The 25,894-nt window shown below is 68.6% G+C and carries 20 protein-coding genes; 11 read left to right on the forward strand and 9 right to left on the reverse strand.

Going from position 1 to position 25,894, the window contains the following annotated elements; genetic code table 11:
- Positions 1-92: 92 nt before the first annotated feature.
- From DM194_RS20250 to DM194_RS20280, 7 genes are all read right to left on the reverse strand, one after another.
- Positions 93-2,276 carry a hypothetical protein gene (locus tag DM194_RS20250; protein WP_111069377.1) on the reverse strand — a complete coding sequence of 728 codons (2,184 nt, stop codon included), beginning with the start codon at positions 2,274-2,276 and terminating at the stop codon, positions 93-95.
- Positions 2,273-3,691 carry a glycosyltransferase family 4 protein gene (locus DM194_RS20255; RefSeq protein WP_246024533.1) on the reverse strand — a complete coding sequence of 473 codons (1,419 nt, stop codon included), beginning with the start codon at positions 3,689-3,691 and terminating at the stop codon, positions 2,273-2,275. Before DM194_RS20255 ends, DM194_RS20250 begins: the two co-directional genes overlap by 4 nt.
- Positions 3,688-4,515, reverse strand: a complete 828-nt coding sequence (locus tag DM194_RS20260) for a class I SAM-dependent methyltransferase (protein WP_111069378.1) — start codon at positions 4,513-4,515, stop codon at positions 3,688-3,690. The genes DM194_RS20255 and DM194_RS20260 overlap by 4 nt, the downstream gene beginning before the upstream one ends.
- Positions 4,512-6,803 (reverse strand): glycosyltransferase, encoded by a 2,292-nt coding sequence (locus DM194_RS20265; protein WP_111069379.1) that lies wholly within the window; start codon positions 6,801-6,803, stop codon positions 4,512-4,514. The genes DM194_RS20260 and DM194_RS20265 overlap by 4 nt, the downstream gene beginning before the upstream one ends.
- A 139-nt stretch (positions 6,804-6,942) precedes the next feature.
- Complete coding sequence (locus DM194_RS20270; protein ID WP_111069380.1) at positions 6,943-7,761, reverse strand: calcium-binding protein; 819 nt, start codon at positions 7,759-7,761, stop codon at positions 6,943-6,945.
- 640 nt (positions 7,762-8,401) lie between these two features.
- A complete protein-coding gene (locus tag DM194_RS20275) occupies positions 8,402-9,757 on the reverse strand; it encodes an HlyD family type I secretion periplasmic adaptor subunit (RefSeq protein ID WP_111069381.1) in 1,356 nt (451 codons plus the stop codon).
- Positions 9,754-11,478 carry a type I secretion system permease/ATPase gene (locus DM194_RS20280; protein WP_111069382.1) on the reverse strand — a complete coding sequence of 575 codons (1,725 nt, stop codon included), beginning with the start codon at positions 11,476-11,478 and terminating at the stop codon, positions 9,754-9,756. Before DM194_RS20280 ends, DM194_RS20275 begins: the two co-directional genes overlap by 4 nt.
- 535 nt (positions 11,479-12,013) lie before the next feature.
- On the opposite strand from DM194_RS20280, the gene galE reads away from it, so the two are divergent.
- The 3 genes from galE to DM194_RS20295 are packed head-to-tail and all read left to right on the forward strand — an operon-like array spanning position 12,014 to position 14,880.
- A complete protein-coding gene (galE, locus tag DM194_RS20285) occupies positions 12,014-13,027 on the forward strand; it encodes a UDP-glucose 4-epimerase GalE (RefSeq protein ID WP_111069383.1) in 1,014 nt (337 codons plus the stop codon).
- A gap of 51 nt (positions 13,028-13,078) precedes the next feature.
- Positions 13,079-13,639 (forward strand): MarR family transcriptional regulator, encoded by a 561-nt coding sequence (locus tag DM194_RS20290; RefSeq protein WP_246024534.1) that lies wholly within the window; start codon positions 13,079-13,081, stop codon positions 13,637-13,639.
- A gap of 35 nt (positions 13,640-13,674) precedes the next feature.
- Entirely contained in the window at positions 13,675-14,880 is a 1,206-nt protein-coding gene (locus DM194_RS20295; protein ID WP_246024535.1) for a DUF2336 domain-containing protein, read from the forward strand.
- Between the two features lie 12 nt (positions 14,881-14,892).
- Here the strand turns inward: DM194_RS20295 and DM194_RS20300 are convergent, their stop codons facing one another.
- The gene (locus tag DM194_RS20300; protein WP_111069386.1) at positions 14,893-16,224 is read right to left on the reverse strand and encodes a nitrate regulatory protein; all 1,332 of its coding nucleotides are present in this window, start codon (positions 16,222-16,224) and stop codon (positions 14,893-14,895) included.
- 258 nt (positions 16,225-16,482) lie between these two features.
- Between DM194_RS20300 and DM194_RS28260 the strand changes: the two genes are divergently transcribed.
- The 5 genes from DM194_RS28260 (at position 16,483) to DM194_RS20320 (ending at position 22,448) form a co-directional block, all read left to right on the forward strand.
- Positions 16,483-16,656, forward strand: a complete 174-nt coding sequence (locus DM194_RS28260; protein WP_162630133.1) for a hypothetical protein — start codon at positions 16,483-16,485, stop codon at positions 16,654-16,656.
- Positions 16,657-16,783: 127 nt separating this feature from the next.
- Positions 16,784-17,983, forward strand: a complete 1,200-nt coding sequence (locus DM194_RS20305) for an alpha-hydroxy acid oxidase (RefSeq protein ID WP_111069728.1) — start codon at positions 16,784-16,786, stop codon at positions 17,981-17,983.
- A gap of 405 nt (positions 17,984-18,388) precedes the next feature.
- Positions 18,389-20,818, forward strand: coding sequence for a hybrid sensor histidine kinase/response regulator (locus tag DM194_RS20310; protein ID WP_111069387.1), 2,430 nt, complete (start codon positions 18,389-18,391; stop codon positions 20,816-20,818).
- 132 nt (positions 20,819-20,950) lie between these two features.
- Complete coding sequence (locus DM194_RS20315; RefSeq protein ID WP_111069729.1) at positions 20,951-21,736, forward strand: nucleotidyltransferase family protein; 786 nt, start codon at positions 20,951-20,953, stop codon at positions 21,734-21,736.
- Positions 21,729-22,448, forward strand: a complete 720-nt coding sequence (locus DM194_RS20320; RefSeq protein ID WP_111069388.1) for a metallophosphoesterase family protein — start codon at positions 21,729-21,731, stop codon at positions 22,446-22,448. Before DM194_RS20315 ends, DM194_RS20320 begins: the two co-directional genes overlap by 8 nt.
- Before the next feature lie 181 nt (positions 22,449-22,629).
- On the opposite strand, the gene DM194_RS20325 is transcribed toward DM194_RS20320, so the two are convergent.
- The gene (locus DM194_RS20325; protein ID WP_111069389.1) at positions 22,630-23,082 is read right to left on the reverse strand and encodes a MaoC family dehydratase; all 453 of its coding nucleotides are present in this window, start codon (positions 23,080-23,082) and stop codon (positions 22,630-22,632) included.
- A gap of 319 nt (positions 23,083-23,401) precedes the next feature.
- On the opposite strand from DM194_RS20325, the gene DM194_RS20330 reads away from it, so the two are divergent.
- The 3 genes from DM194_RS20330 to DM194_RS20340 are packed head-to-tail and all read left to right on the forward strand — an operon-like array spanning position 23,402 to position 25,862.
- Entirely contained in the window at positions 23,402-23,842 is a 441-nt protein-coding gene (locus DM194_RS20330) for a chemotaxis protein CheW (protein WP_246024536.1), read from the forward strand.
- Positions 23,839-25,257, forward strand: coding sequence for a CheR family methyltransferase (locus tag DM194_RS20335; RefSeq protein WP_111069391.1), 1,419 nt, complete (start codon positions 23,839-23,841; stop codon positions 25,255-25,257). The genes DM194_RS20330 and DM194_RS20335 overlap by 4 nt, the downstream gene beginning before the upstream one ends.
- Positions 25,257-25,862 (forward strand): chemotaxis protein CheW, encoded by a 606-nt coding sequence (locus DM194_RS20340; protein WP_111069392.1) that lies wholly within the window; start codon positions 25,257-25,259, stop codon positions 25,860-25,862. The genes DM194_RS20335 and DM194_RS20340 overlap by 1 nt, the downstream gene beginning before the upstream one ends.
- Positions 25,863-25,894 lie beyond the last annotated feature (32 nt).

Raw genomic sequence — 25,894 nt, forward strand, 5'->3', positions numbered from 1 at the left:
GAGAAGTGGTTGTGTCGCTTGCCCCAACCCAACCCTCCCCCGCCGGGCGGGGGAGGAAGTGAGTGCTGAGGCGGAAGGGTGGAGGCAGAACCTCAGGCCGCGATGGACGCCTTCCAGCGCTCCGCGAAGCTCCATTCGTCGACCAGCGCGCTCATGCGCTCCAACCGGGGGTCGCGGGCGTGGCGGGGGTGTTCGTCGACCGCCACCAGCCGGACCTTCGGCAGCCACAGGCAGGAGCCGCCGGCCGCCCGCACCCGCAGGCACAAATCCAGCCCCTTCGGCTCCGGCGCCAGATAGCGGCCGCCTTCGGCCATCCCCCGCACCAGAAGCTCGCGCGGCAGCAGGGCGCAGTCCGCCGAGGCGGCATCAACCGCCGACGCCTCCTGCTCCTTCAGCCAATCGCGCGGATAGCCGGCGAAGCGGCGCTCGTATGCAACGCCGCCCGGCCCTTCCACCGCGACGATGCCGGCGAAGCGGATCGAGTGGTCCTCGTACAGCAGGGTCGGGCTGACCATGACGGGTGCCAGGGCGGCGGAGCCCACGGCATTGGGCCTGCGGATCGCCCGCTCCAGCGCCGACAGCCAGCCGCGCTCGGTCGGCAGCACCGACGGCGACAGCAGCAGGACGCGGTCGGCTCGCGCATGGGGCAGCGATGCCGCCACCGCCTCGAACGGGTCGGCGGCGGCCGGCGCGGCGACGAAGCCGACGGCCAGCCGGTAGAATCCCGCGGCCTGCCGGACCATGCCGGCCAGCCGTTCATGGGTGCCGGCGCCGGCCACCACCAGGATCTCCGCCTCGGCGAAATCCGGGTCGTTCGCCATGCGGGCGAGGTTCAGGTCGACATCCTCGCGCCCGTCGCAGACCGGCAGGATCACCGACACGCGCGGGCTTTTCAGCGCGCGGCCCATCGGGTGCAGGACGGCGGAGGGCGCCGGCCGCCCGGACGCCGCGCTGCGCAGCATCGGCCCCAGATGGGTGGCGACGACGCGACCGATGGACGGGCTGTCCGGATTGACCGATCCCAGCATGCGGCGCAGCGCATCGCCGGTCGGCGGCTGGCAGGGCAGCGGCAGGAAGGCGATGCCGTCGGCAAGCGCCAGTTCCAGATGGAATTCGGCGTCGGCGGAGATGCCGGCCGGCTCGCGGGCGAAGGCGGTGAAGCCGTGGGCGTCGTTGCCCGGCAGCAGCCGGCCGGCGAACAGCGGGTCGTGGGCGAAGGCGTCCGACACGTCCTTGCGGCCCAGACGCGACCAGTCGGCATCCAGACGCGCCGTCATGCCGCCGCCCTTGACCGTCACCGCCCGCACCGCCTGGGTGGGGTCGAGCAGCCAGCCGCAGACGAACAGCCCGGCCCCCGGCACGCGCACCGCCATGTCCAGCCCCATGCGCACCGGCGCCTGGAGCTGCGACACCGTCTCCACCCCGTTGTAGCGGGCGGCGATGGCGGCGGCGACACCGCGGCGGGCGGCATCGCCCTGCAGATGGCCCAGCATGTCGCGGGCATGGGCGGAAGCGACGCCATCGGCCAGAAGCTGCCGATGCTCGAAGATCGCCAGATGGCGCCAGCCGTCGGCGGCACGGAAATGGATGCGGCGGATGGTGTCGGGGGCGGCGACCGGCCCTTCCAGCACCGTCAGCAGGCCGGCGGCATCGTCGGGCAGATCCGGGCGGTGGAAGGGGGCGGCGGCGATGGCATGGCTGCGCAGTTCCTCCGCCTCGACCAGCACATGGGCGGCGCCGGCCGGGAAGCCGTGCGACCAGCCCTGCACCATCAGCGCGCCGTCGCGGAAGCGGCCCAGCACCTCGGCGAAGCCGTCGGGACGGGAGGCCTCCTGCGCCAGGCCGGCCAGCAGGCGGGTGCGGCGGTCGCCTTCACCCTCCCCCGTCTCCAGGCCGGACAGCAGGGTCACGGCGATGTCCAGCGCCGCGTCGAGCGACTGCGGCTGCACCTCGCGCAATGCCGCGACCAGATGGGCGGGGTTGGTGCGGACGTTGGAGAGGCGCGGCAGCAGCAGGTGCTTGCCCTCGGCGTCCTCGATCTCGATGCGCGACGGGCGCATGTGGGCCAGCCCGGTGACGCGGATGGCGCCCAGGAACCAGCGCTCCCCCGCCCCGTCGGTCCAGCAGCCGCCACGGAAACGCCCGTCGAGCATGCCGTCCAGCATCACCACGCTGCCGGCCGGCAGGGGCTGGTCGATCGCGCCGAACAGCATCAGCGTGTCCTGGTCCAGCAGGACGGCGGCGGTGATGTCGGCCTTGGTGCTGCGGTCCTTCATCGGTTGCGGTTCCCCTGGATAAGTGCGGCCGGCTTGAGAGCGGCGGGTGCCGGAGACAGAAGTTCGCCGTAAAGGGCGAGGTGGAGCGACGCGGCCTCCTCCGTCGGGCGGACGGCGGGGATGTCGGCCGACAGCCGTTCCCACAGATCGGGTTCGGTCATGGCGCGGGTCATGACGCGGGCGAGGTCGGCGGGGTCGTTGGGGCGGACATGCAGGCCGTCGATGCCGTCGCGCACCGCCTCCGCCATGCCGCCGATGCCGCTGACGATGACCGGGCGGCGGTGCTGGAAAGCCTCCTGGATCACCAGGGGGGCGTTCTCCCACCAGATCGACGGCATCACCACCCAGTCGGCGGCGGCCATCAGCGCCGGCATCTCCTGCGGCCGGTAGGGGCCATGGGCGGTGGCGAGGCCGTTGGTCGCCGCGAAGCCGTCGGCCACCCGCTGGCGGAACTCCGGCGCCTGGTACAGGCTGCCGCCATGGACGGCCAGCGAGGGGGAAAGGCCGCGCCGCGCCATGCGGGCGACGGCGTCCAGCGCCACGGTGACGCCCTTGAACGGGTTCAGGTTGCCGAAATAGGCGAAGGCGTCGCGCGCGGCACCGGGGGCGAGCGCGCGGACGGGGGCCGGCTCGACCGCCGGCCGGCTGTTCGCCATCACCTCGATGCGGGCGGGATCGAGGCCCCAGGCGACATAGCGGTCGCGCAAGAAGCGGCTGGGCGCCAGGAAGCGGTCGACCAGCCCGAACATCGCCTTGATGTGCTTCTCGCGCAGCAGGAACTGGTCGGCCGGCCGGTCGGGGAAGCAGCGGTGGCAGGCATCGGGCGACGCCTTGCTGCACAGCGCCCTCGCTTCGCCGCTGTTACCGCCCTCACCACGCGGCGGGGTGACCATCTGCCCATCGTTGGCGCAGATCGGGTAATAGTCGTGCAGGGTGTAGACGATCTTCGCATCGGGGCAGACGCGGCGGATCAGGAACAGCATCTCCACGCCCAGCAGCAGCGTGTGATGCACATGGACGATGTCCGGCCGGAAGGCGCGCAGCAGGTTGGACAGGTCGGGAACCAGCCCGTGCAGGTCGATCTGGCTCTGGTGGAAGTGATCGAAATGTCCGGCCCACAGCAGCACCTCGTCGGCGCTGCGGCCCAGCGTCTGGAATCCGGTGCCGGGACGCGGCGCGCGGTGGGTGTCGTTGGTGCAGGCCAGGAACAGGCATTCCGCCCCCGCCGCCTTCAAGCCGCCGAACAGTTCATGCGCGAAGATCTCGGTGCCGCCGGGATGCAGGCTCGGGTGATTGTGCGCGATCAGCAGCACCCGCGGCGGCCGGGCGGCCACCAGCGGACGCGCCGGCTGGCGCGGGGCGGGCCGGGCCGATGCGTGACCGCCGGGCAGAAGCGGAAGGCGGCGGCGGCTCATGGCGCGCTTCCCTTCTCCAGAACCAGCAGATCCTGGAAATTCTCGGCCTCGCGCTGGCCGCTCCAATGCCCGCGCATCACCGGACGCGCCGTCCGCAGGCCATGGGCGGCGAAGAGGCCGAGCAGGAACTCCTCGTCATAGGCGACGGCGGCGTTGGGATGCTCGGGATCGGCCAGCAGCTCCACGCCGGGCGCATCGCGGAACGGCGGACGGGCGGTGCCCTTGGCGATGCCGGCGCGCGCGGTGGCGTCGGCCAGGAACAGGCTGAGGAAGCAGCGCCCGCCCGGCTTCAGCATCCGCGCGATCTCCGCCGCGTAGCGCCCGGTGTCGGCGGTGCGCAGATGGGTGATGACGGAGGTCAGGATGACGAAGTCGTAAGCACCGGCCTTGAAGGGCAGCGTCGCCGCCTCCCCCTCGATCCGGCCGTCGGGATTGTACAGGCCGTTGGCGATGTCGAGATGGTGGAAACGGAATTCCGGATAGGCCGGGGTGATGGTCGAGGCGCACCAGCGGATGCCGTCCAGCACGATGTCGATGCCGTCGTAGGAGGAATCCAGATACTGGGTCAGCGGCAGGGCCATGCGGCCGACGCCGCAGCCGATCTCCAGCACCTTGTGGTCCGGGCGCAGGCCGCCGAGACGGACGAAATGGCGCAGGAACTCCGCCCCGATGGCGCGGAAATCGCCGTCGCCGATGAAATGCAGCTCGGGCGGCGGCACCGGCAGGAACCGGTTGCGCGCGATCTGGGCGCAGAGCCATTCCAGCCGCGGATCGGTCTGTCGGCGCAGCACGGCAAGCTGCGGGGTCGGCAGAAGCGCATTCATCGGGTCACCTGTGCTGTCTTGCGGGCGCGGCCTGTCCGGGAGGGCCGCAAGTCGTCGTCGGCGTCCCAGTCGCGCGCCATCAGTTCCGCCATGCGGTCGGCCCAGCGGCGGCCATGGAGCCAGCGGTTGTATTCGGAGGCGACACCGCGGGTGTAGCCCTGGTGCCGGCCGATGGAGCGGCGTTCCAGATGGTACAGCTCCACCGACGGGGCATAGCGGATGTCCAGGCCCTGGCCGCGGATGCGCAGGCAGAGATCCGAATCCTCGAAATCGCCGATGACATAGTCCTCGCAGAAGCCGCCGGCGGCGCTATAGGCGGCGCGCGTGGTCAGCAGGCAGGCGCCGGTGACGCCCGGAACGGAGCGCGGACGGCAGGCGGCGGCGAAGTCGCGCGGCAGTCCCTTGAAGTAATGGTGATTGTACCAGGCGCCCTGCAGGTCGCGGTCGAAATAGAGGCCGGCATGCTGAAGGCTGTCGTCGTCGAACAGCAGCTTCGGCCCGACGGCGCCGATGCCGGGACGCTCCTCCAGCGCCGCCACCAGTTCCGGCAACCAGCCGGCGCGGTCGGGAACCACGTCGGAATTGAGGAACAGCAGGCGGTTGCCGCGGGCCACCGCGACACCGGCATTGTTGGCGGTCGAATAGCCGTAATTGGCGCTCTGCACCAGCAGAAGCATCGGCAGGCCGTAGAGGCCATGGAAGCCGCGCAGCAGATGCACCACCTCGTCGCGCTGCTCCGGGCTGTCGAGCACGAAGATCAGTTCGGCATCGGCCATCGCCGGGTCGGTGGCGAAACACGCGATCTGGAAACGCAGGAACTCCAGCGTGCGGTAGAGCGGGATGATGACCGACACCGCGGGCCTGGTCCTGCGCTCGCCATAGACGACCAGTTCCGGCTCGCCGCGGGTGGCGAGATGGGCGGCGTGCAGCGGGACGACGGCCGGACCGATGACGGTCTCCAGCAGTTCAGGCGTGGCGAAGCGCGGCGGCAGGCTGCCCAGCACGGCGGCGCGGGCGTCGGCATCGGCGCGCGGACGAGGCGGCGGGACGAGGCGCAGCGCGCCGCCCGAGGCCAGCCGCAGCTCCGCCGTCATCTGAAGCGCCTCCGCCGGTTCGGGATTGCCCGGCAGATGCAGGACGAAACCGCTGCGGTCGATGCCGGCGTTGCCGTAGAGCTTGGCGACATCCTCGCGCGGGAAGCGGTTGGTGAAGCGCTCCACCCGGCGTTCGCCGCCGAAGGGGGTGCGCACCACCAGTTCCGCCGCCAGGCCATGCGGATCGTGCAGCCAGCCGGCGAGGAACAGCCCGCCGTCGGATGTTGGAACCGCGAGGTCGAGCGAGGCGCCGATCGGCCGCTTGGCATCGGCGGCCTGCCGGCGCGGCAGCGGGGCCAGGGCCTGCAACTCGCTGACCGCCGAGGCGGCGGACGCATCGCTGCGGCCACGCTTGGCGAGGCAGGACAGCAGGTAGTGGCGCAGGGCGGCCGGCGTGTCGGGGCGTGCGTTCAGCCGGTCCGTCAGCGTCGGCAGGCCGGCGGGCTCCTCGGCGAACCGGCGGCAGGCGACGCCGTTGGCGCCCAGCACCACCAGCAGGTTGCCGGGGGCGCACAGTTCGCGGTCGATCAGCAGGTCGAAGGCGATGCGCCCCTGCCCCGCCGGATCGGGGCCGATGCAGGCATCGAACGGCGCCCGCACCACCGCATTCGGCGACAGAACCACCAGACCGGTGACGGCGCCGAAGCGGCCGGACAGGGCACCGGCGCACAGCAGAAGGCCGCCGCCCGCCGTCGCGCGGACCGCCAGCGTCGCCGGCTCCGCCGCACGGTCGAGCACCAGCCGGCGGCACAGCGCGGTGAAAGCGGCATCGCGGCGAAGCGCCGGGGTGGAACAGGCGAAATCGAACAGGAAACGCAGAACCCGCAAGCGGCCGGCGCCGTCCAGGCTGCCCAGCAGCCCGGCGGGATCCAGGTCGGCGGCGCCGGATTCGGTGCGAAGCTCGGCGATCACGCGGTTCTTGGCGATGAAATGGATGGGCATCCGCAGGTCGCGCGGTGCCGGCAGGATCGACAGGACGCGGCGGACGCCCCAGCCGCTGTCGATGGTCAGCGTGGTGAAGGGCGGACGCACCGGTTCGCCATCGACGCTCGGCGTGATCGGGCCGATCATGTCGTTCGCCCCGTCCGCCGTCCCATCCATCGTCCAGGAGACGAGGAGGAAACGGCGGCCCAGCGCCAGACGTTGCGCGGGGGCGATCGACACCGAATTCGGCAGGACGGCGATGACGGTCATGGATTGGATTCCGGCAGCGTCGATGGGTTTGAAAATCGGACTGCTGATTTCGGGCAAAGGAGGACCGGCGGCGGCTTTGACACCACCGGTCCGTCCCTTTCATTCGCTGCCTGGAAAGCAGCGGACGATCAGAGCCCGATTAGTGAATGACGAAGAAGTCGTTCGGCTGGTTGTGGATGTCCGCAGCCGAGACACCCTTCAGCGTGATGCTGTCGCCATGGCCGAGGTCGATCACCGCGTCGCCATGCTGGTCGGTGACGCGGGCCGCCAGATCGGCGGCGTCGGTGACCTTCAAACCGTTGATGTTGCGGGCGATCTGCAGAACGTCCTCGCCGGCCTTGAAGTCCAGGACCACGTCCTGGCCGCCGCCGCCGGAGAAGATGAAGACGTCGTTGCCGGCGCCGCCGATCAGCACGTCGTCACCCTTTCCGCCTTCCAGACGGTCGTTGCCTTCGTCGCCGGACAGCGTGTCGTTGCCGTCACCGCCGATCAGCACGTCGTTGCCGGTACCGCCGAACAGGATGTCGTTGCCCTTGCCGCCGTTGAGGATGTCGTCGTGGCCGCCGCCGGCGAGGATGTCGTCACCGTTGCCGCCGTTGAGGATGTCGTTACCGTCACCCCCCGACAGCACGTCGTTGCCGTTGCCGCCGTCCAGCAGGTCGCGACCGGCGCCGCCGATCAGCACGTCGTCACCATTCCCCCCCAGGATGATGTCGTCGCCTGAACCGCCGTCGATGGTGTCGCTGCCGTTACCCCCCAGCAGGATATCCGCCGACGCGCCGCCATGGATCACGTCCGCTCCGTTCCCCCCGAACAGAGCATCAAATCCGGCACCGCCGAGCAGGGTGTCCGCGCCGTTGCCCCCCAGCAACAGATTGTTCCCCGCCCCGCCGGCAAGCAGATCGTCTTGGTTCGTGCCGAACTGCACGTCGTAGTTGCCCCCAGGAACCGTAGCCATCGTAAGTATCTCCTTGCGATGTGATTGGGATTGTTGGGCCGTCTGTCGGCCTCGCTCGATTGGCGAACTCGCCTTCGGGTATAGCCAGAACTATCGGAGGGATAGTGTGATAAAAGAAGGGTCCTGTGAAGAAAAAGTTGAGTCAGATCAGAAGATTCTCACAGAACAACGCATTATTTGTATTTTCAAAAAGAGAGTTAGTCTGAATTGTTTCGAATTTCTAATCAGTTTCTTTTTTAAAACCGCTGGGCAGACTCACTTCCTGACTCTAGCTTCCCGCAAACCATTGGGATCGCCAGGAAAAAGTTCTCGTGGATAAGCCGGGGATTTTAAAAATCAGCATGCCAAACCAATGCCGCGGGGTCGACGAAAAGGGGGATTCGAGGAGCGGCCACCACCCTGGGGCGACGCCGGAAATGCCTTGCCCATCCGCACATGCCCTCACCGAAATACTCAAGTATGCAAGTAACGGCGAATTCTGGCACAGTAAAAGCGTCATGGAGTCGACCCGGAATGGCAAAGGGGCCGGCGTGGGGGACGCCGGCCCCTTCACGGGACCGCCGGCGGGGGATGGACCCTTCCCGGCGACCCCAGCCCGCGCCGGCCCGAACGGGAGGGGCCGGGGGGATGGGCGTGCCGTCTATTGCTCTCGGAAGGCCCGCTGCATTCCGTCGGTCAGCGGCGTCAGGAAATACTCGATGGCGCGACGGGCATGACCATGGATCATGACCTCCGCCGGCATGCCGGGATGCAGTTCGACACCGGGCAGCGCTTTCAACTCATCCGCGTCCATGTTGATCCGGGCGGCGAAATAGAAGGCGCCGGTGCGCTCGTCCTCCAACTGGTCGGCGGACAGGGACACCACCTGCCCCGCCACCGGCGGCACCGCGCGCTGACGGTAGCCGGTCAGCTTCACCATCGCCTTGCTGCCGACCTCGACATTCTGCACGTCGTGAGGAGAGACGCGGGCTTCCACGATCATGGCGTCATCCTGCGGCACGATGTCGAGGATGCCGGCGCCGGCCGGAATGACGCCGCCCGGCGTGAAGAATCGCAGGCCGGTGACGCGCCCCGCCTGCGGTGCGGTGACCGCCTGGCGCAGCAGGATGTCGTCGGCGCTGCGCAGGCGCTCCGAAAGGTCGGAGACGCTGGCCTGGGCCGTCTGCAGATCGACCGCCACCTCGGACCGGCGGGTGTTGCCGAGATTGATCATGGTCAGTTCGGCCGCGGCAATCGCCTGTTCGGCCTTGGACTTGTTCGCCAGCAGCTCGCCCAGCCGTCCTTCCGAATCGGCGACGTTGCGCTGAAGCTCCAGCATGCGCGGCTTGCGCTCGTATCCCTTCGCCAGCAGCCCCTGCACCACCTGCAATTCGTCCCGGGTGTAGCGCAGCCGGTCGGCGGTGGCGGCGCGCTGCGATTCAAGCGCCGCGATCTCGTCGCGCAGCTGGGAGATCTGCCGGCGCTGGATGCCCAGCTGCGCCTCGTGGCTGTCCAGCCGCGAGCGGAACAGCCGCTCCTCGACCGCCATCGCCTCGGCCGCAACCGGGTTGTCGCGCGCCGCCTTCACCAGCTCCTCGCTGAACAGCGGCTTCGGCCCATCGGACTGTTCGGCCCGCAATCTGCCGAGCCGGGCCAGTGCCGTCCAATACTGGCCCTGCAGTTGCGACACCACGGCCTGGCTCTGCGTCGAATCCAGCCGCAGCAGCACCTGCCCCGCCTGCACCAGGTCGCCGTCCTTGACCAGCAGGTCGCGCAGGATGCCGCCTTCCAGATGGGAGACGGTCTTGCGGTGGCTTTCCACCATCACCGTGCCGGCGGCGAGTGCCGCGCTGTCCAGGCTGGCGGTGAATCCCCAGGTCAGGAATCCGCCGAAGCCGACCAGCACGGCCAACGCGCCGGCCAGCGCGGTGTTGCGCAGCGACGGTTCGGCAGGATCGACATCGATGGTCGCCGTCCAGACCGTCGGGGTCGCCAGGGCGGGCGTTTCGCTGGTCATCGTTGCTCTCCGCTGCGGACGAGGCGGGTCACGCCGGCGGGAACCCCACCCGGCTGCACCAGTTTCAGGACATCGGCGCGGGCGCCGAAATGCTCGACGACGCCCTCCTTCATCACCACCAGCTTGTCGGCCACCGCGACGATGGAGGGACGGTGGGCGATCATCACCACGGTGGTGCCGTCGGCCTTCACCTTGTGAACGGCGCTCAGCAGGGCCTGCTCGCCCTCATGGTCGAGGTTCGAATTGGGCTCGTCCAGCACCAGCAGCCGCGGCCGGCCGAACAGGGCGCGGGCCAGCGCGATGCGCTGCCTCTGTCCGCCGGACAGCGAGAAGGCGCTTTCGCCCACCGGCGTATCGTAGCCGAAGGGCAGGCGGCCGATCATCTCGTGCACGCCGGCCAGACGGGCGGCGCGGACGATCTCCGCCGGATCGGCGCTGGCCATGCGGGCGATGTTCTCGCCGATGGTGCCGTCGAGCAGCGCGACCGACTGCGGCACATAGCCGACATATTTGCCGAAGCTCTCGCGCTCCCACAGATAGGTGCTGGTGCCGTCCAGATAGATTCCGCCGGCTGTCGGCTGCCAGACGCCGACCAGCAGGCGGGCCAGCGTCGACTTGCCGGCTCCCGACGGGCCGATGATGCCGATCACCTCCCCCGCCTCGGCGGAGAAGGAAACGTTGCGCAGCACCGGGCGGTTCAGGCCGGCCGGCACATGGCTGACCCGGTCGACCGTCAGCGTCCCCTGCGGCGTCGGCAGCGGCATGGTGGAGCGGGCGGAGGCGCCGTTGTTCAGCAGGTCGCGGATGCGGCGGTGCGACTCGAGCGCCTTGACCCACTGGCGCCAGCCGTCGACCAGCTGTTCGAAGGGTTGCAGCATCCGCCCGGTGATGAGGCTGGCCGCCATCATGCTGCCGGGGGTCACCTGATTGTCGATGACCAGCGTGGCGCCGGCGGCGATCACGCCCACCTGCAGCATCATGCGCACCGAGCGCGAGGCCGCGGCCAGCGCCCGCGACGTGGTGGCGCCGCGGTCGATCATGCCGGCCGATCCGCTCTGCGCCGCCTGCCAGCGCCGCGCCAGCGCCGGCAGCATGCCCATCGCCTCGATGGCCTCGGCATGGCGGACGGTGCCGGCGATGTCGGCGAAGACGCGGGCCGACGCCTCGTTCGCCTCGGCCATCGGCCGCCGGGTCAGCGCGTCGGTCAGCACCCCCATCACCATCAGGATCAACGCCGCGCCGATGGCGAGGAAGCCGTAGATCGGATGAAGAAGGAACAGGATCACCAGGAAGATCGGCGCCCACATCAGTTCCAGCGGCGCCGTCACCGCGCTGCTGGTCATGAAGGAGCGCAGGTCGTTCAGGTCGCGCATGGTCTGCGCCGCGTTGCGCGGCCCGCCGGACAGCGCATCGACGATGGACGCCTCCAGCGCCGGCACGTTGAAGCGGTGGGCGATCACCGCGCTCGTCACCAGGAAGGCGCGGGCCCGGATGAAGTCCAGCACGCCGTAGAGAGCCAGCGCCCCCACCGCGATGATCGCCAGCATCGTCAGCGTTTCCAGGCTGCGGCTGCTCATCACCCGGTCGTAGACCTGCATGGTGAAAAGCGGAACCACCAGCATCAGGACATTCACGAACAGACTGAGGATGCCGGCCAGCAGCAGGCCATGCCCGATCTTCCGGTAGGCTTGGGTCAGCAGGGGCCGATCCACGGAACTCATCTTCGATCCTTCCTGATGGAGGATTGGCCGATCGAGGCGGCGCTGGAACTCGGGAGGGCGGGGAAAACGGAAAAGGCTGCCGGCGGCATGACGCTGGACAGGAAGCCGGCCGGGGGGACGCCGGGTACGACCGGCCCGGAAAGGAGCGGTCGTCTATGGATGACAGGCCCTGACGCGGGGGGATGCGTCGGCGGACTTGGCACGCTTAAGCTTTACACCGCGAACATTTTAGAGACGTGTGACAAGTTTCGGATCCTACCCCGTTCAAGCGCTCGCGAAAGGGGTAGCAAGTGGGCGGCAAGCAGTTGATTTCCCTGCGAAATTCGATACTTCACCGAAGGTCTTAGGCCATATTGCCTGGGTTTTCCAGCCATCTGGTCAGAGCCCTCGGTTATCGTGCATGCTGCGTTGCGATGATTTACGCAGGTTGCCGGGCCTCCCCCCATCCCGCACCTGCCCCGCCCCCTTTCCTTCCACCATGCCGGCCGCCCGCAATCGGTTGCGGCCCGAAATCCGGTTCAAGGAAACCCGATTCATGACGACTCCGAAGACCATCCTCGTCACCGGCGGCGCCGGCTATGTCGGCAGCCATTGCGTGGCGGAGCTTCTCGACCACGGCCATCGTGTCGTGGTGTTCGACAATCTGCGTCAGGGCCATATCGCCGCCGTTCCGCCCGAGGCCGCCTTCGTCCAGGCCGATCTCGCCGACGAGGAGGCGCTGGCCCGCGTCTTCGCGGAGTGGCGCTTCGACGCGGTGTTCCATTTCGCGGCATTGTCGGTGGTCGGCGAATCGATGCGCGACCCCCACGCCTATCTGCACGGCAACACCGTCACCTCGCTGAACCTGATCCGCGCCGCGGTGAAGGCCGGGGTGATGAAGCTGGTCTTCTCCTCCACCGCCAACCTGTTCGGTTCGCCCAACCGGATCCCCATCGACGAGGACGAGGCGATCGATCCCGGCAGCCCCTATGGCGAATCGAAGTTCATGATCGAGCGGGCCCTGCATTGGGCCGACCGCTGCCATGGTCTCCGTTCCGCCTGCCTGCGCTACTTCAATGCCGCCGGCGCGCATCCCAACGGCAAGCTGGGCGAGGACCACAGCCCGGAAACCCACCTGATCCCGCTGGTGATGGACGCCGCCACCGGCAAGCGCACGCACATCGAGATCTTCGGCGACGATTACGACACCCGCGACGGCACCTGCATCCGCGACTATATCCATGTCTGCGATCTGGCCGACGCCCATCTGCGGGTGCTGGACGCGCTGGAGGAACGGTCGGTCCGCTACAACCTGGGCAACGGCACCGGCTACAGCGTGCGCGAGGTGATCTCGTCGGTGGAGCGGATCACCGGCCGGACGGTGCCGGTGAAGATCGGCCCGCGGCGCCCCGGCGACCTGCCGGTGCTGATCGCCTCGTCGGAGCGCATTCGCCGCGACCTCGGCTGGCAACCGCGCTACCCGGAGCTGGACAGCATCATCGCCGGCGCCTGGGCCTGGCGCAGCGCGCATCCGCATGGGTTCCGCGGCCTCGCCGCCGCGGCGGAATAAGGCAGAAGCGAGAGGGAAGGCGGGAATGGCAGAGCCGGGATCGTGGGCGCGATGAGCAACCTGAACTGGGACGACGACGACGCGCCCGAATCGGGGCCCGACGGCAAGCCGGGCGGTGATCCCGCCCGGAAGCCCGGCGAGGAACTCGACCTCGCCGACTTCCACGGCATGGCGCGCCTGATCGAGCGGATGCACCGGCGTTATCTGGACGTCGTCCGCGTCGGTCTGTCCAAGCAGGGCGTCGAGGACATCGGCCCGGTGCAGGCGCTGATGGTGATGCTGATCGGCGAGGACGAACTGTCGGTCCGCGACCTGATGGAGCGCGGCTATTACCTGGGCTCCAACGCGTCCTACAGCCTGAAGATCCTGGTCGATGCCGGTTACATCAACCGCGCCGCCAATCAGCGCGACCGCCGCACCGCGCGGCTCCAGCTGACCGACAAGGGGCGGGAACTGTGGGAGGGGCTGCGGCGGATGGAGCAGGCCCAGGCCGAGGCGCTGGTGCGCAACGAAACCGAGGCGCGCGACCTGAAGGCCAGCTACCGCACGCTCCGCCGGCTCGACCGGCTGTGGGGCGACATGGTCCGCTACTCCTGCCTCGATTTCGATTGATGGGAACTCGACCGATGCCGAAGCCGGATGCCCCGATGCCAGACGCCTCCCCCAAGCCGGACGCGCCCAACCCGAACACCCTGTCGTCGCAGGATGTGGAACGCCTGCTGACCTCGCCCACCGCGGAAACGCGGATCGAGACGATGAACAAGCTGTTCCACGATCTGGAGGCCGGCGCGCTCAGCCCGGCGGAACGGTCGCTGGCGATCGAGGTGGTGCATTGCTTCGCCGGCGACGCCCAGGTGGCGGTGCGCGAAGCGGTGGCCTGGCAGCTGCGCAACAGCCCCCTGCTGACCGGGGAGCTGGCCGAAAGGCTGGTCCGCGACGTCGGGCGGGTGGCCTTCCCGATCCTGCGCGACGCGGCGGGACTGACCGACGACCTGCTGCTGGACGTGCTGTCCGATCCCGATTCCGGCAAGCATGTGGCGGTCGCCAGCCGGTCGAAGGTCTCGGCCCGCGTGTCGGGCGCCATCGCGGAACGGGGCAACGTCGTCGCCGTCACCGCCCTGCTGCGCAACGACGGCGCCGAGGTGCCGGAGAGCGCCATGCACCGCGCGCTCGACCGCTTCGGCCGGGTCCGCATGGTCAGCGAGGCGGCGGCGACCCGCCCCGGCCTGTCGCTGGCGATGGTGGAGCGGGTGGTCGCCTTCGTGTCGGACAGCATGCGCACCACCCTGATGCAGGCGCACGGCCTGTCGCGCGAACTGGTGGAACGGCTGGTTGAGCGCGGGCGGGAGGCGGCGACCATGCGGCTGCTGCGCCCGGTGCTGCGCGGGGCGGAGGACATCGACGCGGTGATCCAATGGCTGCACACCAACCGCCGCCTGACGCCGGTGCTGCTGTTCCGGGCGCTGTGCGCCGGCGACCTGCCGCTGTTCGTCGCCGGCATGGCGCTGCGCGCCGGCATTCCGGCGGAGAACGCCCGCCGGCTGGCCTGGGACGACGGCGAATTGGGCATGGCGGCGCTGATGAAGAAGGCGTCCGTCGCTCCCGGCCTGACCTATCCCTTCCAGGTCGCGGTCGGCGTCGCCAAGCGGATGGAGTATGAGGGCGAGGAGAGCCGCCGCGAGGATTTCCAGTCGGAGGTCATCAGCGAACTGTTCACCGCCTGCACCCCAACCAACGACTGGATGGTCGACGACCTGCTTCTGCAGCTGTTCGACCAGAAGTCGGAGGAGGTCATCGACCGGGCGCTGGATCAGGCCGGCCTGCCCTTCTCGCCGGTGCGCACGATGCAGTGAGGCCGAACGGCTTCAGCCGCCCGCCGCCCCGCCGCCAGCCGTCACGCCGCGCAGGATGTCGGACATGCTGAGGATCGCCTCGGCGACCTCGATGATGCGCTTGTTCTGGTTCATCGCCGTCTTGCGGATCAGCTTGTAGGCCTCCTCCTCCGACAGGTTGCGGGTGGACATCAGCAGGCCCTTGGCGCGGTCGATCACCTTGCGCTCGTGCAGCGCCGCCTTGGCGGTTTCCAACTCCAGGCTGACGTCGCGCAGACGCTGCGACTGGGCCTGCACGACGTCGAGTACGGAGCGCATCAGCTTCGGCCGCAGCCCGTCAGGCGCATAGAGCCCGGCGCCCTCCTGTCCGGGCAGGGCGGGATCGGCGTCGACCAGCACCATCGCCACCGGCATCACCGCATCATGTCCGCGCGGGTCGGCCTGCTCCAGATCGGCGCGCGCCTGCGCCAGCTTCGCTTCGCACAGCAGGCGCAGATCCTCGGTCAGCCGGTCTTCCACCGTCTTCAGCAGATCCATGCGCCGTGTGGCCTGCTCGAACCAGGCTTCCGGCGTGATGCCCGACAGCTCGCCATGACGGGCGCCGTCGCCGAGCGCCACCGCGCGCATCCGCTCCACCTCCGCCACCGCCGGGTCCGACAGGGCGGCGCGGAAGGCGGCGCCGTGGGCAGGATCGGCGAATTCCGCGACGATGCGGAAGGCGCGGTTCTGCGCGTCGATCAGCCGGGCCAACCGGCCATGCTCCACCCCGTCGAACCGCCCGCGCGAGAAGCCGGCGCTGGCCGTCGCCCGCTCCTGCCCGGCGAATTCCTTGCCCTGCACGATGTTGAACAGCGCCACCAGCGCGCGGGAGATCGCCGGGTCGGCGGCGATGTCCGCCGCCTCGAACACCACGGCCAGCAGATGGCCGACGATGTCGGAAAAGGACTTCACCGCGTCCTGCGGTACCAGCGCCAGCGACGCCACCTGCTCCCGCAGCGCCGGCAGCCCGTCAAGCGCATGCAGGGCGATGGCGACGCGGTTGTAGAACTGGGCGCCCGAACTGAGGCGGTCGAGCTGCCGGTCCACAAGGTCGAGCCGGTCGCGCAGGACCGCTTCCAGCGCCTTGGCGTCGGCCTGCCAGCGGGCGCGATCCTCGGCGAAGCGCATTCCGCCGGAGCCGAGATAGACGGAGGACGCGCCGCGTTCCTTCTGGAGCGCGTGGATCAGCCCGCCCATGTCGCGGACCAGGGCGCTGACGGCCAGAAGCTGTTCGACGTCGCGGATGCGGCACAGCTTGGCGGCGCGCAGAAACCGCACGGCCGCGGCACCCGCCCTGCTGTCCTTGCTTTCCCGCTGCGTAGCCATCCGGCCCGGTCCCCCGCCATCGCGCTGCCCCGGTGCATCACAAGCAACGCATATGCCAGCAAAAACAGCCCCTTCTCCCACAAGGAGAAAAGGGCTTCCACACTGCAATCCGGCCGCACCCGGTCGATGCGATTGCCTAAGAATACAGCGGCTTCGCCGAGAATTTGCGCATGTGAGCGGTCAAATGCTGTGCGGCGCAACATCCACCCCGAAACCGGTGTTGAGTCGGCATCCCAACCGTCCCGGAGTCGATCCGCCATGGCCAAGAATCCCTTCATGAGCGCCTGGTTGTCCTGGGCCAACCGCGCCACCGGCATGTGGACCGCCGCCGCCGTGTCGGCGGCCAGGCGCAACCAGTCGGCGGCGCTGAAATCCATGACGACTCCGCCCAAACCCGCGAAGCCGAAGCGCAAGTCCAAGCCGGCGCGCTGAGCGGCGGACGGCGGATTCGGCAGGGTTCCGGCGAGGGCGAGCTTGACGGTGCGCGGAGGGAATGGCCAAATCCTACCCCCTTCGTTTCACGCGCAACCGTTGAGACAATCCAATGACCTCCGTTCGCATGCCCTCGTCGCGACCGCCATCGCGCTGGGCGAACCTGTTCACCGACCGGCCTGTCACCTGCATCGAGGATCTGCGGCAGCTGGCGGAATGGCGCGTGCCGCGGATGTTCTACGATTACGCGGATTCCGGCTCCTACACCGAGTCGACCTACCGCGCCAACGAATCGGACTTCGGCCGGATCAAGCTGCGCCAGCGCGTGGCGGTGGACATGACCAACCGGACGCTGGCCAGCACCATGGTCGGCCAGCCGGTGGCGATGCCGGTGGCACTGGCCCCGACCGGCCTGACCGGCATGCAGCATGCCGACGGCGAGATCCTGGCCGCCCGCGCCGCTGCCAGGGCCGGCGTCCCCTTCACGCTGTCGACCATGAGCATCTGCTCGATCGAGGACGTGGCGGAGAACACCGACAAGCCGTTCTGGTTCCAGCTCTACGTCATGCGCGACCGCGACTTCATCGTCAGGCTGATCGACCGGGCCAAGGCGGCCGGCTGCTCGGCGCTGGTGCTGACGCTGGACCTGCAGATCCTCGGCCAGCGCCACAAGGACATCAAGAACGGACTGTCCACCCCGCCGAAGCTGACCATCGGCAACATCCTGGACATGGCGACCAAGCCGCGCTGGTCCATGAACATGCTGCGCACCAAGCGCCGCACCTTCCGCAACATCGTCGGCCACGCCTCCGGCGTCAGCAACCTGTCGTCGCTGTCCTCCTGGACGGCGGAGCAGTTCGACCCGACGCTGAACTGGGACGACGTGCGCCGCATCCGCGACCGCTGGGGCGGCAAGCTGATCCTGAAGGGCATCCTCGACGCGGAAGACGCGGTGATGGCGGCGGAAACCGGGGCCGACGCGCTGATCGTTTCCAACCATGGCGGCCGTCAGCTGGACGGCGCCATCTCCTCCATCGCAGCGCTGCCGGCCATCGTCAAGGCGGTGGGCGACCGGATCGAGGTGCTGATGGACGGCGGCATCCGTTCCGGCCAGGACGTGGTGAAGGCATTGGCGCTGGGCGCCAAGGGCACCTTCATCGGCCGCGCCTTCCTCTACGGCCTGGGAGCCGGCGGCGAGGCCGGCGTGTCCCAGTGCCTGGAGATCATCCGCAAGGAGATGGACGTCACCATGGCGATGTGCGGCCTGCGCGACATCCGGCATGTGACGTCCAACATCCTGGCCGGGAAGCCCGATTTCGGGGTCTGAGCGGTTCGCGGATGGTCATGAAGGGATCATGGGCGGGGTAGAGCGGTAGAGCGGCGCGGACCGGTTTTCCGGCGCCGTTCCACCCCGCCTGCCGGTTCGACTATAGGGCTTGCCGGCATAGGTGCCGCGTGAAGAGAAGCCCGTCAGTATTTCAGTTTCGAAACAATGATGGCCGGGACGTTGCTCACTCTTGAGCACATCAACAGAAGTATTGTGAGAATTAGCGCCAAAGAATTGTGTTGACGAGAAAGATTCACCCATATGGGATGATGGAAAGCACGAGCCGCGTCCTCATCTCATGACATAGTGCTTCTCAATTGGCACCGACCGGCGAGACCGCAGTTGACATCTTCCCTTGAGCCTGCGGACGGCGAAGTCCCGCCCGCCGGGCATGATCGGGCCGCGTTGGCATTCCTGAGCGGTGGCGCCGGCGAACTCATTCTGGCGCAGGACTGGACGAACACATCCCTGGGTCCGCCGGAGCTTTGGCCACTGCCGCTCAAGACGATCGTCGGCGTCATGCTCGGCTCCGCCCAGCCGATGTTCGTCGTCTGGGGAACGGAGCGCACGCTGATCTACAACACGCCTTATGCCGAAATCCTCGCCGACAAGCATCCGCTGGCGATGGGAAAGGATTTTCTCGATGTCTGGAGCGAGATACGCGGCGATCTCGAGGATATCGTAGCCCAGGCATATCGCGGTGAACCGGTGCAGATGGACGACATCACGCTCTTCATGGAGCGCCGCGGCTACCGGGAAGAAGCCCATTTCTCCTTTTCCTACTCACCGCTCAGGGTAGACGTCGAGTCGGTCGCCGGCTTGTTCTGCGCCTGCACCGAGATCACCGAACGGGTGATGGTGCAGCGCCGGCTGATGGAAAGCGAGGCCCGCGCCCGTGCCGATGCCCAGCGCGTGCAGCTTGCCCTCGATGCGGGCGCCATCATCGGCACCTGGTTCTGGCATCTGCCGACCGACCATGTCACGGCGGACGAACAGTTCGCCCGATCCTTCGGCCTCTCCCCGGAGGTCTGCAGAACGGGTCTCGGCATCGAACAGGTCATCGCGACGGTCCATCCCGACGACAAGCCCGGGCTGATGGTGGCGATCGCCGAGGTGCTCGAACACGGCGGGGCATATGCGCATCAATACCGGGTGCTCCGCCAGGACGGGCGTTACCATTGGATCGAAGCGAACGGCCGGGTAGAGCAGGCTCCCGACGGCACGCCGCTGAGCTTTCCCGGCATCCTCATCGACGTGGAGAGCCGCAGGGCTGCGGAAACGGCATTGCGCGAAAGCGAGGAGCGCTTCCGGGCCGCCGTTCAGGCCGTCAACGGCATCCTGTGGACCAACAACGCAGATGGAGAGATGCAGGGCGCGCAGCCCGGCTGGTCCGCGCTCACCGGGCAGTCTTATGACGAGTACCGCGGCTATGGCTGGGCCAAGGCCGTTCACCCCGACGACACCCAGCCGACCATCGACGCCTGGAAAGCGGCGGTGGCGGAAGGACGGACCTTCATTTACGAACATCGGGTGCGGCGTCATGACGGCGTCTGGCGCCGTTTCAGCATCCGCGCCGTCCCGCTGATCGATGCCGGCGGGGCGATCCGCGAGTGGGTCGGCGTCCATACCGACGTGACCGAGCAGCGCGAGGCCGCGGCCGTTCTGGAACGCTCGCGCGAGGAACTGGAGCGGTTGGTCCAGGAACGCACCATCCAGCTGGTGCAGGCGCAGAAGATGGAGGTCGTCGGGCAGCTCAGCGGCGGCATGGCGCATGATTTCAACAACCTGCTCCAGGGGATCGGCGGCTGTCTCGCCGTGCTGGACAGGTATGTTCCCGACGGCCCTCCGCGCCGGCTTTTCACCGCCGCGGAGGAAGCCATCACTCGCGGCGCCCAGCTGACGCATTCGCTGCTCGCCTTCGCCCGGCGCCAGATGCTGACGCCGAAGCCGACACGGCTGCTTTCCCTCCTCGAAAGCATGCAGCCGTTGCTGGAACGCACGCTGGGCGGTCTGATCCACTTCGACATCGACGTGCCGGCCGACACGGCGCCGGTGATGGTCGATCCGGCACAACTGGAATCGGCGATCCTCAATCTCGCCATCAACGCCAGGGACGCGATGCCCCAGGGCGGGGTCCTGACGCTGCGCGCCGGGAATGCCTCCATCGGGCGGCAGGGCGAGCCGGGGCACCCGGCGGATCTGGCGCCCGGCGATTATGTGGCGATCACCCTGGCCGATACCGGGACCGGCATGGACGAGCCGACGCTGGCCAGGGCCTTCGAACCCTTCTTCACCACCAAGGATATCGGCAGGGGTTCGGGCCTTGGGCTGTCGATGGTCTATGGAATGGCTGTCCAGTCCGGCGGCGGGGTGGCGATCGCCAGCGAGGCCGGCAAGGGCACCGCCGTGACCATCTTCATTCCCCGCGCCATGGAGGACGAGGCGATGGCGGCGCCGCCGTCACCCGCGGCGAAGCCGGCGAGCCGCAGGATCGTGCTGCTGGCCGATGACGACCATCTGGTCCGGACCGGCGCCTCGGCCGTGCTGGAGATGCTCGGCTACGACGTGCTCGCCGCCGCGAGCGGAGCGGAGGCACTGAAGGTTCTGCAGGAGGCGGAGGCGGTCGACGTCATGATCACCGACTACGCCATGCCCGGAATGAGCGGCGTCGCCCTGATCCGGGAGGCGCGGAGACTGGCGCCGGGGCTGCCTATCCTGCTCATCACCGGATACGCGGACCAGCCGGAGGGAGTCGAGCGCTGCACCGTTCTGCACAAGCCCTTCCGGCCGCAGGCGCTCGCCGAGCAGCTCGCCATCCTTCTGAGTACTGGCTGAGAGCCGGCTGAGAGCGGGCTGACGGTCCGGGCGGCCGAACCGGACCACCGCGCTCCCCCCCTGCAACGCTTGCCCCCCTGCACTGTTGTACAGGGTCAACGTGCCATGTCGGCGCGCAATGGGGAGTGGTTCATGAGCGAACTCCGTGAGGGCTGCGCCACCGTCTCCGCGGAGGCCGAAGCCTTCTATACCGAAAGCCTCAAGCTTCTGACCCAGTCGGGAATACCGTTCCTCTTGGGCGGAACCTATGCGGTCAGCGCCTATACCGGGATCAACCGGCCGACCAAGGACATCGACATCTTCTGCTGCGGTGGCGACTTCCCGCGCATCCTGGGCCACTTCCAGGACCATGGCTTCGGAACGGAGATCGAGGACGAACGCTGGATCGGCAAGGTCAAGCATGGCGACCTGTTCTTCGACGTCATCTTCAATTCGGCCGTCGCCATCAATCCGGTCAACGACCGCTGGTTCAAGGAAGAACACCGCGCGGTGATCTGCGGCGCCGACGTGCGGCTGGTGGCGCCGACCGAAATGATCTTCTCCAAATCCTTCGTCCAGATGCGCCACAAATACGACGGCCCGGACGTGGCGCACCTTATCCTGAAGCAGCACGACAAGGTCGACTGGAAAAGACTGCTCGCCCATATGGAGCAGTATTGGGAGGTGCTGCTGATCCACCTCCTGAACTTCCGCTTCATCTACCCGACCGAGCGCGATCGCGTGCCCGGCTGGCTGGTTGCTGAACTGCTGGAGCGGATGCAGGAACGCGCCAAGCTGCCGGTCGCCCAGACCCGCATCTGCCGGGGCCGCCTGTTCTCCCGCGAGGATTATCTGATCGACGTCACCCAGTGGGGCTTCGCCGACGTCGTCGGGGAGGAGGGCACGAAGGAGATTCCAAGGGAGAGCAGGAATGGATGAGCGCAGGATGACCGTCGCCGCCATCGGCGACATCCATGTCGGGGAGACCTCCCAATACCCTTTTCGCGAGCTGTTCCAGGAAATCGCCGGCAAGGCCGACGTGCTGGCGCTGTGCGGCGACCTGACCAACCACGGCAAGCCGCGCGAGGCGGAAATCCTGGCCGATGCCCTGCGCGCCATCGGTATCCCCATCGTTGCGGTCTTCGGCAACCATGATTACGAATGCGGCCATCTGGACGAGGTCCAGCACATCCTGACCCAGGCCGGCGTCCGTTTTCTGGACGGCGCCCCGCAGGAGATCGGCGGAGTGGGTTTCGCCGGGGTTAAGGGCTTCGGCGGCGGGTTCGGCAACCGGATGCTGGACAGCTTCGGTGAACCGGCGATCAAGCAGTTCGTCCATGAGGCGGTGAACGAGGCGATGCGGCTGGAAAGCGCGCTGCGCCAACTGGACACCGAACGGGTGTTCGTGCTGCTGCACTATGCCCCCATCGCCGCGACGGTGGAGGGGGAGCCGACGGAGATTTTTCCGTTCCTGGGATCTTCGCGGCTGGCCGAGACCATCGACCGCTTCGACAACGTCCGCGCCATCGTCCACGGCCATGCCCATCACGGGACCTATTCGGGAAAGACGCTGCGCGGCACGCCGGTCTACAATGTGGCGCAGACCATCCCGAAGGAATCCGGCCGGCCCTATGCGCTGATCGAGATTTGACCGGTGGAAGTCTTCGTTCCGTGACGGACGAAGGCCGGGATCGGGGGAGCGGCGCCGCCGGAATTGCGGTTGCCCCCCTCCTCGTCGCCCCCTCCCCCGACGCCCCCTCCCCGCAATCCCCCCGCCCGAGGCGCGGATGCGGGTTTCCGGCCGGTCGTGGGGCAGCCTTCGGGAGAGGCGCTCAGACGGCCACCGTCCGGCCGGCCACGATGTGGTTCATGATGCAGGTCATCACCGGTTCCCCCCGCTGGTTCAGCGTGGTGTAGGCCAGCCGCACGGTTCCGCGGTCGCCCCGGCGCGACGGGATCGTGTCCACCACCTCCACCCGGGCGCGGATGGTGTCGCCGGGGCGTACCGGGCGCAGCCAGCGCAGCTCGTCCATGCCGGAGCCGCCAAGGCTGGTGCCGGTGATGATGCCGGTGTCGCGGATCAGGCGGAAGGTCAGCGACAGGGTATGGAAGCCGCTGGCGATCAGTCCCTGGAACGGTCCGTCGGCCGCGGCCACCGCGTCGAGGTGGAAGGGCTGCGGGTCGAAACGCAGGGCGAAATCCATGATCTGGCTGTCGGTGAGGGTCGCCCCTTCCGATTCGACCACGTCACCGATGCGGAAATCCTCGAAATGGCGGCCGGGCATCGTCCCGTCTCTCCCTGGTTCGTTGGTTTGGCTGGTCGTCGCCGGTTTTCCGGCATGGCGGAAGACAGTAGACCGGCGAAGCAATCAGGCAAAGGTCCCGAATCCGGCGGGCCAGGCATAGGTCATCCGGCGTAAACCTTTGGCGTAATTCGCATTCCAGCCGTGATGGGGCATGTTCCCGGTCGGATTCCAGACCATCGACGGACGGATGTCACCGCACCCCACGCACAGCCCCTCCCACAGCCTTTCCGCGCCATCGCCGTTCCGTTGCGTCGTGTTCTCGGTTGCCGGTCAAGCGCTGGCACTGCCTGTGGAATCCGTGCGGCGCTTTCTGCCGTTGCCGCGGCTCGACCGCCTGCCCACCGCGCCGCAGCCGGTCGAGGGGGTGTTCCGCTATCATGGGGAGGTCGTGCCGGTCCTGCGGCTGGGCGTTCTGCTGGATCTCGCGGCGGGCGGCGGGCAGACTGGGCTCTACGCGCCGCTGATCCTGATCACCTGGCAGGGGCGTCCGACCGCGCTGCTGGTCGATCAGGTGCATGGCGACGTGGTGCTGGAGGCGGAGGACCGCGTGGCCTCCGATCCGTCGCTGTCCTTCAACGGCTGCGCCGCCGGCGCCTTTCCCGATCGCGTGACCGGCCGCCCCGGCACCGTGACGCTGCTCGACCCCGACCGGCTGCTGAGCGAGGCGGAGGGCCGGCTGCTCGACGCCTTCCGCGCGGCGGAGGAGCAGCGGCTTGCCCGCTGGGAGGGGACGGCATGACTCCCGCAAATCCCGTCACGGCTGCCGCCGCAGCCATCGAGGCGATCCGCCGCGACCCGCATTTCCCGCGCCTGAAGGCGATGGTGATCGACGCCACCGGGCTCGCCTATTACGCCGACAAGGAATCCGCCTTCGCCGAGCGGATCAACCGCCGCCTGCCCTTCGGCCGGATCACGACCGTCGCCGGCTATCTGGCGGCGCTGGAGGCCGAGGGGCCGGGCGGGCCGGAGTATCAGGGGCTGATAAACGAGCTGGCGGTGGGGGAAACCTTCTTCTTCCGCTATATCGAGCAGTTCGACGCCCTGCGCGCCGTCGCCATTCCGGAATGCATCCGCCGCAACCAGACAACACGGCTGCTGCGGATCTGGAGTGCGGGCTGCTCCATCGGGCCGGAAGCCTACACGATGGAAATCCTGCTGAGGCAGCATTTCGCCGACCAGCTGGAAGGCTGGCAGGTCCATATCGTCGGCACCGACATCAACGGCGCCTTCCTTGAGCAGGCCCGCCGCGGCACCTATGGCGACTGGGCGGTGCGCGGCCTGTCGCCGGAGACGCTGGAGGCCTGTTTCGACCGCAAGGACAAGCTGTGGTCGGTAAAGCCGAAATACCGGCAATGGACCAGCTTCATGCCGTTCAATCTGGTGGAAGGCTCCATTCCGTCCTATCCCCACGGTATCGGGCATTTCGACATCATCCTCTGCCGCAACGTCATGATCTATTTCGACGAGGCGACACGGCACCGGCTGCTGGGGAGCCTGCACAACGCGCTGGCCGACGGCGGATGGCTGGTGGTCGGCCATGCCGAGGCCGGACCGCAGATGAACGAACTGTTCATCCCGGTGTCGGTCCCCGGCGCCACGCTCTACCGCAAGCAGGGCGACCGGGCCGCCCCGGCACCCGGCGCCACGCCGAGTCCCTCCACGGCCGAGCCGTCGCCGACGCCGGCCGTCAAGCCGCGGCGCATGTCGGCGGCCAGGCCCGCGGCGAGGACGGCGGCCAAGTCGCCATCCAGGGCGGTCGCCCCGCCCCCGGCACCGACCCCGCCCGACCAGTCGGAGCCCAACGAGCGCTCCTCCCTGCTGGAAGGCTGCCTGGAACGGGTGGAGGCCAACCGGATGGACCCCGCGGCCCATTACCAGCTGGGGCTGGTGGAGGAGGAGTTGGGGGTCGGCGATCCGGTCGCGGCCTTCAAGCGGGCGCTGTATCTCGATCCGCGCTTCGTGCTTGCCGACTACCATCTGGCGCTGGCCTATTGGCGCCGCGGCCGGCTGGTTCCGGCGCAGCGCCATTTCCGCAATGCCCGCGAAGCGCTGGTGAACCGTTCCGACGACGAGGCGGTGACGGAGGGCGGCGGCCTGACCGTGCAGGAACTGCGCGGGATGCTCGACCTCTGGCTGACCGGTGAGGAGGGTTGATGGGCCGGGATCCTTCGCCGCGCCGGGAGCCGGGCGCCGCCATCGACTGGCGGGAGGTGCGCGAAAGGCTGGCGCGCCGCAACGCCGTCCTGGCGCAGACCTTCGCCGGCCGCGGCCCCTGGGCCGATGCCGTTCTGGACCGCCGCGCCGAGGAGCTCGCCGAGCCGCCGCCCGCCCTCGACGGGGAAGGCGCCGGCATCCCCATGCTGGTCGCGCGCGGGGCCGAGATGCTGTATGGGCTGGATCTGCGCCATCTCGGCCAGATCGTCCCGATGCCGCGGCTGGCCCGCGTGCCCGGGGCGCAGCACGCCGTGCTGGGGGTGATCGCCGTCGCCGGCCGGGTGATGCGGCTGTTCGACCTCGACCGGCTGTGCGGGACCGGTCCGGGCGCCGGGACCGAGGCGGAGCAGCCCGGCTATGCCGTGGTCCTGCGCACCGGCGGCCGTCCGGCGGCGCTCCGGCTGAGGGAGGTGGAGCGGGTGGCCGATATCGTCCCGCCGCGCACCCCCGCCCCGGCGGAGGCCGGGCCGCTGGTCAGGGCGATCGCGGAGGACCGCATGGCGATCCTCGACATGGCGGCGTTGCTCGACGCCGTGAAGACCTGAATCCTGCCATCAAGAACGATCCATCCGCATTT

The organism is Azospirillum ramasamyi, from assembly GCF_003233655.1.
GTDB lineage: Bacteria > Pseudomonadota > Alphaproteobacteria > Azospirillales > Azospirillaceae > Azospirillum > Azospirillum ramasamyi.

Excerpts from the sequence above, each read along its gene's own strand:
- DM194_RS20255 (WP_246024533.1), bottom strand. The coding sequence starts at position 3,691 with ATGAGCCGCCGCCGCCTTCCGCTTCTGCCCGGCGGTCACGCATCGGCC.
- DM194_RS20320 (WP_111069388.1), top strand. The coding sequence starts at position 21,729 with ATGGATGAGCGCAGGATGACCGTCGCCGCCATCGGCGACATCCATGTC.
- DM194_RS20300 (WP_111069386.1), bottom strand. The coding sequence starts at position 16,224 with ATGGCTACGCAGCGGGAAAGCAAGGACAGCAGGGCGGGTGCCGCGGCC.
- DM194_RS20265 (WP_111069379.1), bottom strand. The coding sequence starts at position 6,803 with ATGACCGTCATCGCCGTCCTGCCGAATTCGGTGTCGATCGCCCCCGCG.
- DM194_RS20295 (WP_246024535.1), top strand. The coding sequence starts at position 13,675 with ATGCCAGACGCCTCCCCCAAGCCGGACGCGCCCAACCCGAACACCCTG.
- DM194_RS20340 (WP_111069392.1), top strand. The coding sequence starts at position 25,257 with ATGGGCCGGGATCCTTCGCCGCGCCGGGAGCCGGGCGCCGCCATCGAC.
- DM194_RS20260 (WP_111069378.1), bottom strand. The coding sequence starts at position 4,515 with ATGAATGCGCTTCTGCCGACCCCGCAGCTTGCCGTGCTGCGCCGACAG.
- DM194_RS20250 (WP_111069377.1), bottom strand. The coding sequence starts at position 2,276 with ATGAAGGACCGCAGCACCAAGGCCGACATCACCGCCGCCGTCCTGCTG.
- DM194_RS28260 (WP_162630133.1), top strand. The coding sequence starts at position 16,483 with ATGGCCAAGAATCCCTTCATGAGCGCCTGGTTGTCCTGGGCCAACCGC.
- DM194_RS20315 (WP_111069729.1), top strand. The coding sequence starts at position 20,951 with ATGAGCGAACTCCGTGAGGGCTGCGCCACCGTCTCCGCGGAGGCCGAA.
- DM194_RS20290 (WP_246024534.1), top strand. The coding sequence starts at position 13,079 with ATGAGCAACCTGAACTGGGACGACGACGACGCGCCCGAATCGGGGCCC.
- galE (WP_111069383.1), top strand. The coding sequence starts at position 12,014 with ATGACGACTCCGAAGACCATCCTCGTCACCGGCGGCGCCGGCTATGTC.
- DM194_RS20305 (WP_111069728.1), top strand. The coding sequence starts at position 16,784 with ATGCCCTCGTCGCGACCGCCATCGCGCTGGGCGAACCTGTTCACCGAC.
- DM194_RS20335 (WP_111069391.1), top strand. The coding sequence starts at position 23,839 with ATGACTCCCGCAAATCCCGTCACGGCTGCCGCCGCAGCCATCGAGGCG.
- DM194_RS20270 (WP_111069380.1), bottom strand. The coding sequence starts at position 7,761 with ATGGCTACGGTTCCTGGGGGCAACTACGACGTGCAGTTCGGCACGAAC.
- DM194_RS20325 (WP_111069389.1), bottom strand. The coding sequence starts at position 23,082 with ATGCCCGGCCGCCATTTCGAGGATTTCCGCATCGGTGACGTGGTCGAA.
- DM194_RS20275 (WP_111069381.1), bottom strand. The coding sequence starts at position 9,757 with ATGACCAGCGAAACGCCCGCCCTGGCGACCCCGACGGTCTGGACGGCG.
- DM194_RS20280 (WP_111069382.1), bottom strand. The coding sequence starts at position 11,478 with ATGAGTTCCGTGGATCGGCCCCTGCTGACCCAAGCCTACCGGAAGATC.